Origin of the sequence: Sphingopyxis sp. Root154 (assembly GCF_001427105.1) — a bacterium.
Classification (GTDB): Bacteria; Pseudomonadota; Alphaproteobacteria; order Sphingomonadales; family Sphingomonadaceae; genus Sphingopyxis.
In genome coordinates this window covers 293,320-311,149 of record NZ_LMGI01000003.1, presented here as the reverse complement: position 1 = coordinate 311,149, position 17,830 = coordinate 293,320, and the positions used below count along the sequence as shown (strand labels likewise).

The following is a 17,830-nucleotide window of genomic DNA, read 5'->3' as shown; positions in this document are numbered from 1 at the left end:
ATTATGCCCCCTTGGGTTCGGGATGAACGCCAGCCGCCTGCGGCTCGGCGAGTTCGCTCGTGCCCGCGATATCGTCGCGGTCGCGCAGCGTGTCGAGGTGCATCCAGCGCTTCACGATCGGGCTGACCAGCAGCACGGCCACCGCCGCACCAATCGCTATCCAGCCGAACATCTCGTAAATCTCGAGCAGCTTGGCCTTGCTCATCTCACCGCCATGTCCGCCGGTGGCTTCACCGATCTTGCCGGCAACGAAATTGCCGACCGCGGTCATATAGAACCACGCGCCCATGATGAGCGACGCGACGAAGGTGGGCGCGAGCCGGTTCATCGCCGAGAGGCCCACGGGGCTGAGGCACAGCTCGCCGGTGGTGGCGAGGAGGTAATAGAGGAAAACGAAAATCACCGGAGTCATCGCCGCGATGCCAAATGCCTGCGCACCCCAGACGAGTATGAGGTTCGCAAGCCCCATCTGCGCCAGCGCCAGCCCGAATTTGGCCGGGGCCGACGGCTCCTTGCCGCGCTTGCCGAGCCATTGCCACAACGCGGCGAACAGCGGAGCGAGCAGGATGATGTAGATCGGGTTGATCGACTGAAAGATCGAAGCAGGCACCGCGCCGCGATCGACATAACGGTCGGTAAACAGGTTCATCGATCCGCCGGCCTGCTCGAACAGACCCCAGAACAGCGGGTTCAGGGCGATCAGGAACAGGATCGCGAACATCCGGTCGCGCGCATGATCTTCGCGGTTCATCTTCTCGACCACCATCACGCCGAGGAGGAGGAGGAAGCCGAACAGCGCGACCCACGCCGCGGGCGCGAGCCCGAGTGCGACGGGTCCGCTGGCGATGCCGAGGCCAAGGATGAGCGCCAGTGGCAGGAACAGCATCAGGGCGAGCCCCGCGAGCGCGGTGTTGACGCGGCTGCGTGGACCGGCGCCGATCGACCCATAGGGCAGCTGGAACGTCGCCACCAGAATGACATAGCCGAGCAGAAGAATGCCCGAGACGAGCAGGAGGTTCTGGATGACGTCCTGATACTGGACGAGCGCCCATATCACCGCAACTGCGGCCAATCCGACGGCGTAGAGGGTCCACTCGCTCGACCGCGACAGCGGTGCAGGCGCCTCGCCCGCGCCCTTGAGCGCGCTCTTGCCGAGCACGAAGACGACAAGGCCGGCGAGCATGCCGATGCCGGCTAGCCCGAAGCCATAGCCCCAACCGATCCGCTGGCCGAGATAACCGACAAGGATCGTGCCGAGCGCGGCGCCGACGTTAATGCCCATATAGAAGATCGTATAGGCGCCATCGCGGCGAATGTCGGTGAGCCGGTACAACTGGCCGACCATCACCGAGATATTCGCCTTGAGGAAGCCCGAGCCGACAATGATGAAGGCGAGTGCCGCCCAGAAGATATTGATCGTGGGATCATCCTGCCCGCCGACGCCTTCGACCGCCATCAGGCTGTGGCCAGCCGCCAGCAACAGGCCGCCGAACAACACCGCCTTGCGCTGGCCGAGGTAACGGTCGGCGAGATAGCCGCCGAGCACCGGGGTGATGTAGACGAGGCTGGTGTAGGCGCCGTAAATCAGGTTCGACTTGCTGTCGTTGAACAGCCAATGCTGGGTCAGGTAGAAAATCAGGATCGCGCGCATGCCGTAGTAGGAGAAGCGCTCCCACATCTCGGCAAAGAAGAGCATGTAGAGGCCCTTGGGGTGTCCGGCGAATTCGGGTTTCTTGCTGCCGGCAATCAGCGCACCGATGCTGAGGAAGACGCCCAGGACCAGAAGTGCGATCACCGCAATCCAGTCCCCCTCGTCCCACGAGCCCATATTTTTCATTATGTTGCGTCCCTTTTAGGATTGTCTGGCGCGGCCTCCCGCCGCGCGAATGCGGCAACCTAGCGCGAAAATTGCGTATTGGAAGAATCTAATTGCGCATGAAACCGTCTCAATCGGGCCAAATATTACTGCGAACCATTCGCAACACTTGCGCAGGTGCACGCGAAAGGCCACATGGCGCACCATGTTCAACGACACCTCCTCGCTCCTCGCCCATCTCGCCACGCGCCGCTCGGGTAAAGCCCGCGACATGATCGCCCCGGGTCCCGATGCCGCCACACTGCGCGACATCATCGCGCTCGCGCTGCGCACGCCCGACCATGGTAAGCTCGCGCCCTGGCGCATCGTCACCGTCGCCAACGATCAGCGCGAGGCCTTCGCGGCGTTGCTGAAACGGGCTTGGATTGTCGAGAATCCCGGGGCGGCGGGCATGGACCTTTCGGCGCTCGACCAGTTCGCGCATCAGGCGCCGACCTTGCTCGTGCTCGTCTCGACGCCGGTGCCCGGAGCCAAGATCCCCGTTTGGGAGCAGCAGATGTCGGCCGGCGCGGTCGGCATGAACCTGCTCCATGCCGCGCACGCGCATGGCTTTGTCGGCAGCTGGCTGACCGGCTGGGCCGCCTATAGCGCCGAGGTCGCGACCGCGTTCGGCGCCGGCGAAGGCGACACGATCGTCGGCTATTTCTTCTTGGGGATGCCTTCGCGACACCTCGATGAGCGGCCCCGTCCAGAATATGACGCCGTTGTCCACACCTGGGAAATTTAGTTTCATTTTCTGAACCTAGTTTGTAATTAGTGGCATTTGACTGTGCTGCTGTCTTATGGCATTAAGGCGGCATGCTCGATCAGTCCAAACCCGTGTATCAGCGTCTGCGCGATGTCATCGCCAACGCCATCCTCGACGGCCAATTTCGCGACGGCGACATGTTGCCGTCGGTCCGATCGCTTGCCGCCGAAGAAGGCGCCAACCCTTTGACGGTGGCGAAAGCGTATCAGACCTTTCAGGACGAAGGGCTGGTCACGGTGAAGCGCGGCGTCGGCATGTTCGTCGCCGCGGGCGCGACCGAGCGCCTCCGCGACCTGATGCGCGCCGATTTCCTCGCCAACGTCTGGCCGCCGGTCGCACAGCAGATGCGCCGCATCGGCCTCGACGCGCGGACTTTGCTCGACCTCACCGAGGCTTAACGCCCGATCTGCGCCGCCTTGTCGCGCAGGTCCGCCGCCGCTTGGTTTTTGCCGCGGCGTTCGAGCAGATCGGCGTAAAACTCCATGATCCCGGCATTGAGCGGCTGCAATCGATAGGCGCGGTCGATCAGCGGGAGCGCACGCGTGTCGTCGCCCTTTGCCGCCCACGCCCGCGCCAGTTCGCGTAGTAGCACGGCGTCGCGATTGCCGATCCGGCGGCGCACGCGCTCGAAATGCGCGATCGCCTGATCCCAATGCTCGATGTCCATCGCCAAATGCCCCGACAATCGGTCGGCGGCGATGCTCGACGGCTGGCTGCGCTGCAGCGCGAGGATCGCGGCGCCCGAACCCGCGGCATCCCCTGCGCGGAAAAGTGCATTGGCGAGCCGCAATGTGGTGCGCTCGCTCGCATCGAGGTCGCGCGCGGCGCGATAAGCCTGTACCGCCAGATCGGTTCGCCCGCCCGCCAGCGCCGCGTCGCCCAGCAGGATATGCGCGTCGGCGACGCCGCGGTTCGCATCGCGGAGCCGCGTGGCGCGCGCGATCGCCCGTGCTCCGTTGCCACTCGACAGGTCGGCCGAAATGGCCGGAATCGCATAAGCTGGATTGAGCGGCGCGGCGTCTGCCGCCATCGTCAGCAGGCCATAATCATTGTCGGCGGCAAAGGGCACCGCCTCGCCGGGCGCCAGCGCCGCCGCGCGTCCCAGATAGTCCGCCGATTGGATGCGCCGGCCGAGTTCCGCCGCAGAGCGCGACGCGAGCAGCAGCGACCAGCTGTCGGCGTCGGGGCGCTGGACCAGCGGCAGCAAGGCCGCGAGCGCGGCGTCAGCGTCGCCATCGGCCCATTCGGCCGCCGCGAGGATACGGCGTGCGGTGAAATTCTCGGGCTGCTCGGCCAGTAAGCGGTCGGCCCAGGTCGCGGCGACCGCCTCGCCGCCGAGTTCGAGTTCGACGATCGCGCTGAGCAGCATGAACGACGGCTGCGCGTCGAGTTCGCCGCGCGTGCGTTGCAGCAGGCTGCGCGCGAGCTGGTAATTGTCGGCCCGCGCCGCGAGCACCGCCTGCAAATAGAAGAGACGCGGGTCGCGCGGCACGATCGTCGCGGCGTGGCGCAGCGCAGTCAGCATATCGCGATAGTGGCCCAAATCGCCGAGCGTCGCCGCCTGCTCGATCAGCGCATCTTCATTGTCGGGATCGGCGGCAAGCGCGTCGTCGTACCAGGCGAGCGAGGCCTTGAGCCCCTCCTCGGTCCGCACTAGGTTCGCCTTGAACGCAAGCGCCGCACTGTTCGCCTTGTCGAGTTCGATCGCATAGTCGACCGCATCGCTCGCGCCGAGCGTGTCGGCATTGGCGTCGCGAAAACGCGCGACATCGACCCACAAGGCCGAATTGCGCGGCAGCTCATGCACCGCGCGGTCATAGGCTTCGCGCGCCGCGTCCAGATCGCCACCCGCCAGATGCACATCGCCCGCGACCCACGCCGCTTCGCCGACCATCTCGGGGATGATCGGGCCGCCGTCGAGGGTTTCGAGCGCACGGTTCCCCTCATCCTGCATCGCATAGGCACGGGCCAGCAGGGGGCGCAGCGCCGCTTCCTTGGCCCCCGCGCCGAGCGCGCCCCTGACCGCCGCCTCGGCCCCGACGCCGTCGCCCAGCTTGATCGCTACGCGCGCCAGTTCGACGCGGCGTGCGATGTCGTCCGGGTTGTCGGCGATCGTATCCTCCAACGCGGCGCGGCGCTGCTCATTGACCTTGCGCGGCGCGTCGGGCGCCCCGCCGTCTCCGCACGCCCCAAGCAGCATTGCCGCGAGCAGCGACACCGCCGTCCAGACGCGGCAAAAATCCATTCAGGCGTGCATCCGATATTGTTTGAGCAGGTCGTAAAGCGTTGGGCGGCTGATCCCGAGCAGCTTGGCGGCGGCCGAAATATTGCCCTCACTCTGCGTCATCGCGCGGCGGATCGCGACGCGATCGGCGGCCTCGCGCGCGCTGCGCAGGTTGAGCCACGCCTCCTCGCCTTCTGCCTCGCCGCCCGCCATGTCGAGATCCTCGCGCATCACCAGCTTGCTGTCGGCCATGATCACGGCGCGCTTGATGCGGTTTTCCAACTCGCGGACATTGCCCGGCCAACGCCCCTCGTCGATCGCCTGCAACGCGTCGGGGGCAAAGCCGCGCACGCCAGGGTTCATCTCAGGCGCATACTGGTGGAGAAAATGCCGCGCGAGCAGCACTGCGTCGCCCGGCCTCTCGGCAAGAGACGGGATCTTCACCACCATCTCGGCGAGCCGGTAGTAGAGATCGTCGCGGAAGCTCTGATCGGCGATCATCGTGTCGAGGTCGCGGTGGGTCGCGCAGACGATGCGCGTGTCGACCGCGATGGCCTTGCGCCCGCCGATGCGCTCGATCGTGCGCTCCTGCAAAAAGCGCAGCAGCTTGACCTGCAGCGGCAGCGGAATGTCGCCAACCTCGTCCAGGAATAGGGTCCCGCCGTGTGCGAGTTCGATCTTGCCTTCGGTCGTCTTGACTGCGCCCGTGAAGGCGCCCTTTTCATGTCCGAACAATTCGCTTTCGAGCAAATTCTCGGGGATCGCGGCGCAGTTGATCGCGACGAACGCCCCGTCGCGCCGCCCGCTGGCCTCGTGCAGCCCGCGCGCGAGCAACTCCTTGCCGGTGCCGCTCGCGCCGAGCAGCATCACACTGACGTCGAGGTTCGCGACGCGCTCGATCGTGCGCGCGACCTTCAGCATCTCGGGCGCGCCGGTGATCATTCCGCCGAGCACGCGATTGTCGTTCGCGCCTTGCTCCGCCAGCCGCGCATTCTCGACCTCGAGCTCGCGCACATGAAAGGCACGGGCAACGATCAGCCCCAGCTCGTCGATATCGATCGGCTTCTGGTAGAAATCCCACGCCCCGCTCGCGATCGCGGTCAGCGCGCTCGCACGCTCGCCATGCCCCGACACGACGATCACCTTGGTGTCGGGTTTCGCCTCGAGAATCGCCTTCAGCGTGCGGAACCCCTCGCGTGTCCCGTCGGGATCGGGCGGCAGGCCAAGGTCGAGCGTTACCACATCGGGCTCCTCTGCGCGCAGCAACTCGATCGCGGCATCATGATCGCCCGCGACGAGCACCTGATAATCCTCATACGCCCATTTGAGCTGAGTCTGCAGCCCCGGGTCGTCCTCGACCACTAGCAATTTGCGCAGATTGGCCCCGCTTTCGTTCATTTATGTCCCACTTTCATCACACGCGCATCGACACCCGCGTCGCCCCGCGCATCGGCAAGCGGCAGCCAGAGCGTGAAGCTGCTCCCCTTACCCGGCTCGCTCGCCACTTCGATCGCCCCGCCCATCGCCTGCGCGATCTGCAGCGCTTCGAACGCCCCCAGTCCGAAACCCGACTCCTTCGTCGACACAAAGGGCTTGAACAGCTCGTCGCGGATGAAATCACGCGTCATGCCGCACCCCTGGTCGATCACGTCGATCCGCACGCGTCCCTGTTCGGCGACAGCGACGACCTGCACCGGCGTATCGGGCGCCGACGCGTCGATCGCGTTGGCGACAAGGTGCTGGACAATCTGCCGGATCGCGCCCGCGTCGGCCCACGCCGACAATCCGGCCTGACAGCCGACGAATAGCGCACGGCGCGGCCGCATCTCTGCCGCGATCTCGTGCAGCACCGGCTCGACCAACGTCCGCCCCGCCTCCGCCGCCGGCCCGCGCTCGCGCGGCGACAGGCGAACGAGCAGGTCGGAAAGCCGCCCCGCCGAAATTTTCAGTGTCTCGACCATATCGGCACGGAAATCGGGCTTGTCGGCGTGGCGTTCGGCATTGCGCGCGAGCAGCCCGATCTGGCTCGCCAGATTCTTGATGTCGTGCATGATGAAGGCAAAACGCCGGTTGAATTCGTCGAACCGCCGCGCTTCGGACAGAGCCTGCTGGCTCTGCGATTCAGCGAGATAGCTCGCCGCTTGCTGTCCCGCAATTCGCAGCACGTCGAGGTCCTCCCAGTCGAGCGCGCGCGACACCGCGGGGCGGTGCAGCACGACGATCGCGATCATCCGCTGGAAATGCAGCACCGGCACGATAACCCAAGCGCGCGTATCGGCGATCAGCCAGTCGGGGATCGCCAGATCCTCGCCGGGATGCCCCCGGCGCTCGGCGTCGAGGTCGACGATATGCTGCGTCTCCTGCAGCATGAAGGCCGACCGCAGCGACAGCGTCGCATCCTCGCTCGCCCCGTCTGGCCAATGCCAATGCTCGGCAATGCGAAAACCGCCCGATACGCCGGGCAGCATCAGCAGCGCGCCGGGGCTTCCGGTCAGTTCGGCGAGCGCCTTGGCGACGCGGCGATGCAGGTTGCGGTCGTCCTCGCCCCCATCGCCTTTGGCGCCCTGCCCCAATGTCGCGGTAAAGCGCATCCATTCGGCGCGATAGTCATAACGATGCTCGAAGAAATGCTTGGAAATCATCACCGACAGCCAAGCCCGCGAGCGCGCCGAGGCGAGCATCAGGCCGCCGGTGCCAAGTGCGACGAGCAACGAGATCGCCTGCGCCAGTTCGGCATAATCGCCGCCGACAACGCGCGCGACGGCCCCCGTCAGCGCGATCACGATCAGATAGGCGGCGGCGCCCAGCAGGATCAGCGTGCGCGTCGCGGCGGTGCGCGACAAACGCATCCTTTCGCGCCCGATGTCCATCGCGGCGACGATATAAACCGGCAGGGTGAGCAGCACGATCGCCGGAAGCAGCGCGATCAGCATCGATGCGATTTTGCCCGTCAGCGCGCCGATCAGCTGGACGTTGAGTTCATAGGCCCACAGCATCGCGAACCCGCCCGCGACAGCCATCACCGGCATGCGCTGCCCCGCGCTCGCGTGTCGAACCCCGGCGTCGATCATCAGCAGTCCGCCAATCGCCACGACCGTCGCGGCGAAGCCCATCGTCGGCGTCATCCATGGCTCGGCCGCAGCACCGGCGCGCAAATGCGCCGCCGCGCCGAGCAGCAGCGTCAACAGGCAGATCGTCGCGAGCATGCGCGCAATCAGGCGGAGCGGCCGCGACATCGCCGCGCGCGGCGACCAGAAGGTCGCCCCCAGCCAGACGAGCATGGCGAGGTCGCGCACCGTCTGCACGACCAGCGATTGCGACGATCCCGGACCATAGACAGTCAGCGATGCGCACCACAGCGCGGTGGCGGCGGCGCTCGCGGCGAGCAATCGCGGCGCCGGCATCAACGCCGCCATCCGCGCGCGCGGCCGCATCAGTAGCCACAGCGTAACGCCGGCAAAGCCCGCCAGCGCAAGGCCCGACAGGATTTGGGACAGGCCGGTCAGCGCCGACACGGCTACCTTGCCCCCTCCGGCCACAGCACGACGCGCACCGTCTGGAGCAGGATCAAAAGATCGAGGAAGGGCGAATAATTCTTGGCGTAATAGAGATCATATTCCAGCTTCACTCGCGCATCCTCGACCGACGCGCCATAAGGATAGTTGATCTGCGCCCAGCCGGTCAGCCCGGGCTTCACCATGTGGCGTTCGGCATAATAGGGCAGCTTCTTTTCGAGTTCCTCGACGAAGCTCGGGCGTTCGGGGCGCGGGCCGACAAAGCTCATGTCGCCCTTCAGCACGCACCAGGTCTGCGGCAGTTCGTCGATGCGCAGCTTGCGGATGATGCGGCCGACGCGCGTGACGCGCGGGTCGTTTTCGCTCGCCCACACCGCCTTGCCCGACGCTTCGGCATCGGTGCGCATCGAACGGATCTTGAAGATGTCATAGGGTTCGCCGAACAGGCCGACGCGCGGCTGGCGGTAAAAGACCGGACCGCGGCTATCGAGGATCACCGCAATGCCCGCGATGATGATCAGTGGCAGGCCGACGACCAGCACGAGCAGACTGGCGAGGATGTCGAACAGCCGCTTGCCGACCTTCGAAATCCGTTGCCCCGCCGAAAATCCGTCGGAAAAGATCAGCCCGCTGGGGTTCGTCGTCGCCAGATCGACGCGTCCCGTCTCGCGCTCGATGAAACTCGCGATGTCGTTGACATGCACACCCGTCGTCTTGACACGCAGCAGGTCGTTCAGCGGCAGCGCGTTGCGCCGTTCCTCCAGCGCGAGCACGACTTCGCCGGCGCGCAGCGTCACGACGTGATCCGACAGATTGTCGAGCTGTTCGCGCGGTATGGCGCCCGGCACGGTCTTTTCGGTCGCGCTCATCGCAACGAAGCCGACCATCTCGAGCCCGCTTCCGGGCGCGTCGGCCAGTGCGGCCAGTCGGGCGGCGCGCGGCCCCGCGCCCAGCACCAGGATGCGGCGCCGAAATGCCTCGGTTCCTCCCGACTGGGTCAGCGCCAGACGGATGACGAACAGCACCGCGATGGCAAAGACCATCGCGTACAGGCTGTTGGCGCGCCACAGCGTCGCCGTCGGCAACAGGAAGCCGAGCACCGAAAGGAAAATCACGCCGAGCGAAATCGCCGCGAGCAGGCGCGCGGTGGCGAAACGCATCGAGCGCAGCCCTTCGTTCCCGTACATTCCGGTCGCCATCATCGCGAGCGAATTGGAAAGGCCGAATGTCAGCAGCGGCAGCCAGCGGCCCGCGAGCGGCCCGGCGTCGAACCCTGCCTGATGCGCATAGAGATGCCACGCCCCCTCGGCCGAGCCGAGCAGCGCGAAAAATTCGATCAGCGCCAGCCAGACGACCGCGTGCGGAACATAATGTTTAAACAGCCGGAACATGGGGACCTTTCGCTCGCGCGATACTACAGCCGAGGCGTCAACTGTCGGTTAATTTTACACTCGCTATATCGGCAATGACAGCGTGACCCGCCGCATCCAACAGGATAGACCGGACGTTATGACGCCGATGATCCAGCCCGTTATCCTTTGCGGCGGCGCCGGCACACGCTTGTGGCCGGAATCGCGGGGCACCCGCGCGAAGCAATTCCTGCTGCTCCACGGCCAGTGCAGCCTGTTCCGCCAGACCGTCGAGCGCACCCCGGCCGGCCCCGATTTCCTGCCCCCGATCGTCCTGTGCGGCGACAGCCATGTCGCGATGGTGCGCGAACAGATGAGCGACCGCGAGGAATCGCTGCTCGTCGAACCGATGCCGCGTAACACCGCCGCCGCGATCGCGCTCGCGGTCGCACGGGCCGATGCCGACACGCTGCTGCTCGTGATGCCGAGCGATCATGTCATCGCCGACGTCACCGCTTTTCACGCCGCGATAGCCAAGGGGGTGCGCCTCGCGCAGCAGGACTGGCTCGTGACCTTCGGCATCACGCCGGACAGCCCCGAGACGGGTTTCGGCTATATCGCCGCCGGCCATCCGCTCGGCGGCGCCGACGAATCTTGGGGCTTCGCGGTCGACCGCTTCGTCGAAAAGCCCCCGCTCGCCGACGCCGAAACCATGCTCGCGTCCGGCGGATACAGCTGGAACGCCGGCATCTTCCTGTTCCGCGCCGCGCGCATGCGCGACGCGATGCTGACGCATTGCCGCCCGATCTTCGAGGCGGCCGACAGGGCCCTCGCTGCGGGAATGCACGATGGCGACGCGCTCTATGCCGACGCCATCGAATTTGCGAAGGCACCGTCCGATTCGATCGATTATGCGGTGATGGAAAAGGATGATCGCGTCGCGGTCGTCCCCGTCGCAATGGGCTGGTCCGATCTCGGCTGCTGGCACACGATCCATGCGCTCGCCGACAAGGACGAGGCCGACAATGCCGTCACCGGCGACTCCTTTCTTCACGAAAGCAGCGGCAATCTCGTCCGCGCAGGCGACAAGCGCGTCTCGATCCTCGGCATGGACAATATCGCAGTGATCGTCGACGGCGACGACATATTGGTGATCCCGCTCGAACGATCGCAAGAGGTCCGCGCGGCCGCTAAGGCGCGCGAATAGCTCCCATGGCATCGCTGCCCTGCTTCGCCGACGCACCTTTGGGGTTGCTCGACCACGGCCCCGGTGAATTGCGCGACCGGCATTGCCATGATCGCGCCTTTGTCGCGGTCGTGCTCGAAGGGGGCTATCAGGAAGCTGGCGACGAAGGTCGCTGGAACGTCCGGCCCGGCGATGCCCTGATCCACCATGCCTATGAATCGCACCTCGACCGCTTCGAGGCAAAGGGCGCGCGCGTGCTTGTCCTGTCGCTCCCCGCTGAGCTCGCCACGACGACGGCCCTGCGCGGCCGCGTATCCGATCCCGACGGTCTCGTTCGCCTCGCCGAGCGCGACGGCTGCGCCGCATCGGCGCATTTCGCCGACCTGTTCGTCGCCGCTGCGCCGACGGTGCTCGACTGGCCCGACATGCTTGCCGACGACCTTCGCCGCCTCGATCCCTTCGCGCTTTCCGACTGGGCCGAGGAAAAGGGTGTCCGCGCCGAAACACTGAGCCGCGGCTTTCGGTCGGCCTATGGTTGCACGCCCAAATCCTATCGCGCGGGCGTCCGAGCGCGGGCGGCCTTTGCCGCGGCCCGAATGGGCGACGAGTCCTTCGTGGAGATTGCGCACCGCCTTCATTTCACCGATCAGGCGCATATGACGCATGCGGTCGCCGGGCTGACCGGCGCCACGCCCGGTTGGTGGCGGCGACGTCAAATGGATACAAGACAACGCTGAAGTCGCCGTTATAGTTGAGCAATACACACTCAACGGAGGCTTCCCCATGTTCGACCGTCGCACCCTGCTCGCCGCCGCCGCGGCCTCCTCGATGCTCGCGGGTGTCCGCCCGCGCGCCGCCTTCGCCGCGGCGCCCGACAGCGAAGGCGCGCGGCTGACCGCGATCTACGAGCGCATCTACGACATGCTCGTCGATCAGGATCCCGAATTTGCGACCTCGCTCGGGCTCGACAAGGGCGACCGCGCTGCCGCCAAGGCCAAGCTCGCCGACCGCTCGCCCGCGGGGATCAAGAAGGGGCACGATCTTTATCGCACCGGGCTCCGCGAACTGAAGACCATCGACCCGAAGAAGCTCTCGGGCATGGATCTCGTCAATTACGAGACGTTCCGCGGTCCGTGGGAAGGTTATGTCAAGGCGTACGATACCTTCGCCTACGGACTTCACAGCTGGCCTGAACCGCATCCGGTGACCCAGCTGAGCGGCTCATATCGCTCGATCCCCGATTTCCTCATCAACCAGCATAGCATCGCGAACGCCGCCGATGCCGAGGCATATCTGTCGCGCTGCGCCGATTTCGCGGTCCAGCTCGACAATGAAACGGGGCGGATCAAGACCGATCATGCCGCCGGGATCATCCCGCCCGATTTCGTCATCGACCGCACGCTCGGCCAGTTCGACCGAATCTGGGCGCCTGCCCCCGCCGCCAACAGCCTGACCACAAACCTCGCCGCCAAGACGAAGGACATTCCGGGCGACTGGGCCGGGCGCTGCGCCGCGATCGTCAAGGACCGCATTTACCCCGCGATGCGCCGTCAGGCCGACGAACTGCGCGCCGTCCGGTCCAAGGCGACGCACGACGCCGGCGTCTGGCGCCTGCCCAAGGGCGACGAATATTATGCCTATGCGCTGCGCTTCGCGACGACGACGGGCATGACAGCCGAGGAGGTGCACAAGCTCGGGCTCGACCGCGTCGCCGAACTCACCGCGCGCGCCGACGCGATCTTCAAGGCACAGGGCATGACCAAGGGAACGGTCGCCGAACGCATGCTCGCGCTCGGCAAGGATCCGCGCTTCCTTTACCCGAACACCGACGCGGGCAAGGAAAAGCTGATCGCCGAACTCAACAGCCAGATGCAGGCGATCCAGGCGCGCCTGCCCGAAACCTTCGGCCGCCTGCCCAAGGCGAAGGCCGAGATCCGCCGCGTCCCCGCGGACATCGAAGATGGCGCGACCGGTGGTTATTACCAGATCCCCGCACTCGACGGCTCACGCCCCGGCGCTTATTATATCAACCTGCGCGATACGGCCGAAAACCCCAGCTGGACGCTTCCGACGCTGACCTATCACGAGGCGTCACCCGGCCATCACCACCAGATCGCGCTCGCGCAGGAGGCGACAGGCATTCCGCGCCTCCGCCGCCTGCCCGCCTACTCGGTCTATACAGAGGGCTGGGGGCTCTATGCCGAGCAGCTCGCCGACGAGATGGGCGTGTATGAAAACGACCCGTGGGGCCGGCTCGGCTACCTACAAAGCTATATGTTCCGCGCCGCGCGTCTCGTCGCCGACACCGGGCTCCACCATTTTCGGTGGACCCGCGAGAAGGCGATCCAATATTATAACGAAACGCTCGGCACACCCGAGGGCTCGAACGTCACCGAAATCGAGCGTTATTGCGTTTGGCCCGGTCAGGCGACGAGCTACATGGTCGGCCAGACGAGCTGGGTCCGTATCCGCGAAAAGGCCAAAGCCGCGCTCGGCGACAAATTCGATATCCGCGGCTTCCACGACACCGCGCTGTCAGCAGGCGCGATGCCGATCTCGGTGCTCGAGTCGGTGATCGACCGCTGGGTGGCCGCGCAAAAAGCCTGAGCCGAACACGAAAAACCCTTCGCCTGTCGGGCAGGCGAAGGGTCATCGTGGCTGATCGCTGGGGATCAGCTGACCTGCGAACGCTTCTTCCTCGGCACTGAGCGACTCCGATTCAATTACGTTGGTCATGAGGTTCACATGGGTGCCCATGGCGTTTCTCTGTCGCCTGCGGTCAGATGAAGATCAGATGCGGCATCACCGCAAAGATCAGAAAGGCGAAGCTGAGCGACGCCATTGCGGCGAGGGGTTCGCCATTCAGGGTTTTGAAGTTAGCGTACATTTTTGCCTCCTTTGTTGGCGAGAGGAGAAATGCCAGCGCGCCGTGTGCGGCAGCGTTTGAACGAGCGTTGGAATTTGCCGTGACAGCGTGGAAATTGCGCGGCAGGACATCCAAATGCGCGGATCAGAGCCCTTCGAGGTCAGCCTGCTCGGCGAATTCGGGCTGCGCCGCGGCGGCACGCCGGTAGCGCTCCCCGCTTCGCGCAAGACGCGCGCCTTGCTCGCCTATCTGCTGCTCACCGCAAAACCCGTCCGCCGCGAGCGCCTCTGCGAGATGTTCTTCGACATTCCCGATGATCCGCGCGCCGCGCTCCGCTGGTCGCTGTCGAAAATCCGCGCGCTGCTGGGCGACGAGGCTGACCTGCTGGCCGCCGACCGCGAGCGCGTCGCGATCGACGCGTCGGGCTTTGCCTTCGACATCGACCGCCCCGATCCGCTGCGCGCGCTCGAAGCATCCTTGCCCGGGCTCGAACTCTCGGGCCTTGATGACTATACTTTGTGGCTGGCCTCCGAACGCGCGGCGATCGACCGACGCCGACGGCGCTGCCTCGACGAAGCCTCGCGAAGCGCGATCTGGCCCGCCGCCGATCAGGCGCGCTTCGCCGCCGCTGCCGAGGCGCTCGGTGAAGACGGATCGACGATCGAGCGAGCCGAATTCCCGGTGCAGCAAGTGCGCTATTGCTTCGCCCCCGACGGCGTCCGCATCGCCTATGCCATCACCGGAGGCGGTCCGCTGCTCGTCAAGACCGCCAACTGGCTCAATCATCTCGAACTCGATTGGGGAAGCCCGCTGTGGGGCCGCATGGTTGGCGGCCTGTCCGAGCATTTCCGGCTGGTGCGCTACGACGAGCGCGGCAACGGCCTGTCCGACTGGGATGTGGGCCATATCGATTTCGAATCGCTGGTTACCGATCTGGAGGCGGTCACCGACGCGCTCGAGCTCGATCGCTTCCCACTCTTCGCGCTATCGCAGGGCTGCGCGGTCGCGATCGAATATACGCGGCGGCACCCCGAGCGCGTCTCGCACCTGATCCTGCTCGGCGGATATGCGACCGGCTGGCGCCACCGCGTCGATCAGGGCGAGGCCGACGAGCGCGAGGCCGTGATCAAGCTCGTCCGCCGCGGCTGGGGCAAGGACACGCCGATCTATCGCCAGATCTTCTCGCAAAGCTTCACGCCGTCGGCGACGGCCGACGAACTCACCTGGTTCAACGATTTCCAGAAGCAGACGGTGTCACCCGACAATGCCGCCGCCTTCCTCGACCTGTTCGGCAATATCGACGTCCGCGATCAACTGGAGCACATCGACGTCCCGACGCTGATCCTCCACGCCCGCGCCGACCAGCGCATCGGCATCGAGCAGGCGATCGAGCTGGCTTCGGCTATCCGCGGCGCCTCGCTCGTCACGCTCGATACCGACAATCACATACTGCGATCGAACGAGCCCGCGATGGACGTCGTCATCGAACAGATCGTCAATTTCCTGAGCTGAGCACGCTAAGGCCCTAATTCTGGAATATCGCCGGCGTTCCGGGTTTGACCATCTGCGCCAGACGCGCGGCGTCCCAATTGGTCAGCCTGACGCAGCCATGGCTCTCGGAGCGCCCGATCGTATGCGGCTCGCTCGTTCCGTGAATGCCATAGTGCGGCTTGTTGAGGTCGAGCCACACGACGCCGACCGGACTGTTCGGGCCGGGCTGCAGCAACACCGCCTCCTTGCTGTCGCTGACGTCCCAGAATAGTTTCGGATTATAATGAAAGTCGGGATTGCGGCTGACGCCCTGAATCTTCCACTTGCCGATAGGCAACGGGTCGCGGCTGCTGCCCATCGTGGCGGGGAATTGCGCGACCAGCTCGTCGCCCTCGTCATAGACCTTCAGCACGCCCTCGGATTTGTCGACCACCAGCTTTGCCGCCGTAACCTGTTTCGGCGCAACCCCCAGGCGTTCGAGCGTGCCGTTCCAACCGCGCGCATCCTCGCCCAATGTCGCCCGGTCGATATCGGGGATGTTGGGGACGCGGAAGGGCCGGCCCGCGCCGACCAGCGTCGCGGGGCTGTTCAGCGCAACAAGCGTTTCGGGCGTCGTGTGAAAGCGTTCGGCGAGTGCTTCGGTCAGATTGCGATAGCCGAGCGCGGGCAGCTTGGCTTGCTCCGCCGCATCCTTCGGAAAGGCGGGGACGAACGGCCCCGCGGCAAAGGCGGCGGGAACGATCACCAGTCGCGTCGCCGGAATCTGTTTCCATTGTTGCAGCGCCTGCAGGGTCGCCGCATCGAGTTTGCCGCTGTCCTTCAGGTCATGCGCTTTCTGGAAACCGCGCAGCGCGGCGGCATAGGACTGCCCTTCCTTTCCATCGATCACACCGGGGGAAAAGCCGAGATGATCGAGCAGGACTTGCGCGCGCAGCGCGGGTGGTTCGGTGAAGGAACCCGCCGCCGGCGGGGCATCTTTGAAATCCAGCGAAGCCGGATCGGCCGCAGCCGTCGAGGATGTCGGTTTTTTAGAGCTATCGTCCGGGGCGGCATTGCAACCGGCGATCAGGAAAAGACACGGCAAAAACGGGGAAAGTTTCAATCGCTGGTCCTCTTGGCTAGGAGCAGGATCAACGATCCTCCGCGCGAAAGGATGCGCGCGTAGCGGGGATCGGCCGCCCGTAGGTCAGTTGGACGTGCTCATTGCGCCGCGCCGCGCGGGCCAATCCGATGATCGGAAGCCGGCACGGCGGCAGACGCCGTGTTCGAGGCAAGGACGCGAACGCGCAGCACCTCCCAATCCTGAAAGCGCCAGAAACCGGGGCTGTCGCGGCTGATGATCCGCGGGTGTTCGGCCGCCGGCGCGATCGCGCGGTCGATGGGTTCGATCTCGGACAGCGTCTCGCAATCGAAAAAGACGCGAACGACGACATCTTCGTCGGCCTCGCCGCCACTTCCTGCGACAACCCCGAGTTCGCCCGTCGACAGCCGGACCAATGTCCCGACAGGAAATATGCCCAGGCTGTCGGCGAAGCGGTCGAGCAGCGCGGGGTCGAAATGCCCCGTCCATCTCTGCATCTCGGTCAGCGCCTCGCACGGCGTCCACGCGTCCTTGTACGGGCGGTTCGACGTCACCGCGTCATACACGTCGCAAATCGCCCCCATGCGCGCGGCGAGTGACAGTTCATCGCCCTTCAGCCCGCCTGGATAACCCGACCCGTCGATCTTCTCATGATGCCGCAGACAGAGCTCGAGCGCGAGGTCGGGGGCACCGGGTGAACTTGCGAGCAGGCGATGACCGGCGACCGGATGGCTCCGCACCGATCGCATTTCGACTTTCGACAACGCGCCGGGCTTGTTCAGTATCGCATCGGACACCGCGACCTTGCCGACGTCGTGCAGCAGCCCCGCAACGCCCAGATCCTCGACCTCCTGCGGATCGAGCCCCATATGGCGTGCGAAGTTGATCATCAGCGCGCAGACCGCGACCGAATGGAGATAGGTATATTCGTCTTTTTCCTTGAGGCGCACGAGGTTGATCAGCGCCCTGGAATCGCGCTCGATCGAGGCGCCGATCGCGCTGGCGAGCTGGACCATCCGGCGAACCTCGACCGCCCGGCCAAGTCGCGCGGCGTCGAACATATCGACCACCGCCTCGCACGTCCGCTCGATCGCCCGCTTGGCGCGGCGGCACTCCCCCGCATAGCCGCGGCGGCGGCGCGGTGCGTCGCGCGCTGGCGACGGCGGCGGCGCGAAGGGGACGGCGGCGCGGAGCGGAATCGCGTCGCCCCCCGGCCGTTCCGATGCCGACGGACGCTTGCCCTGCGGCTTTTCTCTGGTTTCGGTCTCTAGCAGGTTTTCGGGCGCGCCAAGGCCGCGCCCGTCATCGATGACGATGCCATCGATGCCTGAATGGCGGATTCGTTGAAGCTGGTCTTGGGTCTCGACCCGAAAATAACGGCGCCAGAACGGGTGGTCGAACCACGACCCTTCGAAGGCGTGGATGAACATGCCGATCTCGACGTCTTCTGGTCTTATTCGAACAAGCATTTTCGGTCCCGTCGCGGCCGATCAC

13 protein-coding genes are annotated in these 17,830 nt (G+C 65.5%); 6 read left to right on the top strand and 7 right to left on the bottom strand.

All coding sequences use genetic code 11. From position 1 onward, the window contains the following. Position 1: 1 nt before the first annotated feature. Positions 2-1,837 (bottom strand): peptide MFS transporter, encoded by a 1,836-nt coding sequence (locus ASD73_RS17000; protein ID WP_056374235.1) that lies wholly within the window; start codon positions 1,835-1,837, stop codon positions 2-4. A gap of 184 nt (positions 1,838-2,021) precedes the next feature. Between ASD73_RS17000 and ASD73_RS16995 the strand changes: the two genes are divergently transcribed. Further along, positions 2,022-2,603, top strand: a complete 582-nt coding sequence (locus ASD73_RS16995; protein WP_056374233.1) for a nitroreductase family protein — start codon at positions 2,022-2,024, stop codon at positions 2,601-2,603. 71 nt (positions 2,604-2,674) lie between these two features. After that, positions 2,675-3,022 (top strand): GntR family transcriptional regulator, encoded by a 348-nt coding sequence (locus tag ASD73_RS16990; protein ID WP_056374231.1) that lies wholly within the window; start codon positions 2,675-2,677, stop codon positions 3,020-3,022. Here the strand turns inward: ASD73_RS16990 and ASD73_RS16985 are convergent. From ASD73_RS16985 to ASD73_RS16970, 4 genes are read right to left on the bottom strand one after another with little or no spacing between them, the layout of a single operon-like run. Next, the gene (locus ASD73_RS16985) at positions 3,019-4,869 is read right to left on the bottom strand and encodes a tetratricopeptide repeat protein (protein WP_056374230.1); all 1,851 of its coding nucleotides are present in this window, start codon (positions 4,867-4,869) and stop codon (positions 3,019-3,021) included. The genes ASD73_RS16990 and ASD73_RS16985 overlap by 4 nt on opposite strands. Beyond that, positions 4,870-6,246, bottom strand: coding sequence for a PEP-CTERM-box response regulator transcription factor (prsR, locus tag ASD73_RS16980; protein ID WP_056374228.1), 1,377 nt, complete (start codon positions 6,244-6,246; stop codon positions 4,870-4,872). Then, entirely contained in the window at positions 6,243-8,363 is a 2,121-nt protein-coding gene (gene prsK, locus ASD73_RS16975) for an XrtA/PEP-CTERM system histidine kinase PrsK (protein ID WP_056375191.1), read from the bottom strand. The genes prsR and prsK overlap by 4 nt, the downstream gene beginning before the upstream one ends. A 2-nt stretch (positions 8,364-8,365) precedes the next feature. Next, positions 8,366-9,754, bottom strand: a complete 1,389-nt coding sequence (locus ASD73_RS16970; protein WP_056374226.1) for a TIGR03013 family XrtA/PEP-CTERM system glycosyltransferase — start codon at positions 9,752-9,754, stop codon at positions 8,366-8,368. Positions 9,755-9,872: 118 nt separating this feature from the next. Here ASD73_RS16970 and ASD73_RS16965 point away from each other — a divergent pair, with 118 nt between their 5' ends. The 4 genes from ASD73_RS16965 (at position 9,873) to ASD73_RS16950 (ending at position 15,276) form a co-directional block, all read left to right on the top strand. Continuing rightward, on the top strand, positions 9,873-10,919 hold the full coding sequence (locus tag ASD73_RS16965; protein ID WP_056374224.1) for a mannose-1-phosphate guanylyltransferase: 1,047 nt from the start codon (positions 9,873-9,875) through the stop codon (positions 10,917-10,919). Between the two features lie 5 nt (positions 10,920-10,924). Beyond that, the gene (locus ASD73_RS16960; RefSeq protein WP_056374221.1) at positions 10,925-11,635 is read left to right on the top strand and encodes a helix-turn-helix transcriptional regulator; all 711 of its coding nucleotides are present in this window, start codon (positions 10,925-10,927) and stop codon (positions 11,633-11,635) included. Positions 11,636-11,681: 46 nt separating this feature from the next. Continuing rightward, a complete protein-coding gene (locus ASD73_RS16955; protein WP_056374220.1) occupies positions 11,682-13,505 on the top strand; it encodes a DUF885 domain-containing protein in 1,824 nt (607 codons plus the stop codon). Positions 13,506-13,899: 394 nt separating this feature from the next. Next, on the top strand, positions 13,900-15,276 hold the full coding sequence (locus ASD73_RS16950) for an alpha/beta hydrolase (protein WP_082521716.1): 1,377 nt from the start codon (positions 13,900-13,902) through the stop codon (positions 15,274-15,276). Between the two features lie 13 nt (positions 15,277-15,289). Here ASD73_RS16950 and ASD73_RS16945 read toward each other — a convergent pair whose 3' ends face one another. Both ASD73_RS16945 and ASD73_RS16940 read right to left on the bottom strand, forming a co-directional pair. Beyond that, the gene (locus ASD73_RS16945; RefSeq protein ID WP_235534553.1) at positions 15,290-16,339 is read right to left on the bottom strand and encodes a L,D-transpeptidase family protein; all 1,050 of its coding nucleotides are present in this window, start codon (positions 16,337-16,339) and stop codon (positions 15,290-15,292) included. 116 nt (positions 16,340-16,455) lie between these two features. After that, the gene (locus ASD73_RS16940; protein WP_082521650.1) at positions 16,456-17,805 is read right to left on the bottom strand and encodes an HD-GYP domain-containing protein; all 1,350 of its coding nucleotides are present in this window, start codon (positions 17,803-17,805) and stop codon (positions 16,456-16,458) included. Between the last annotated feature and the right edge of the window lie 25 nt (positions 17,806-17,830).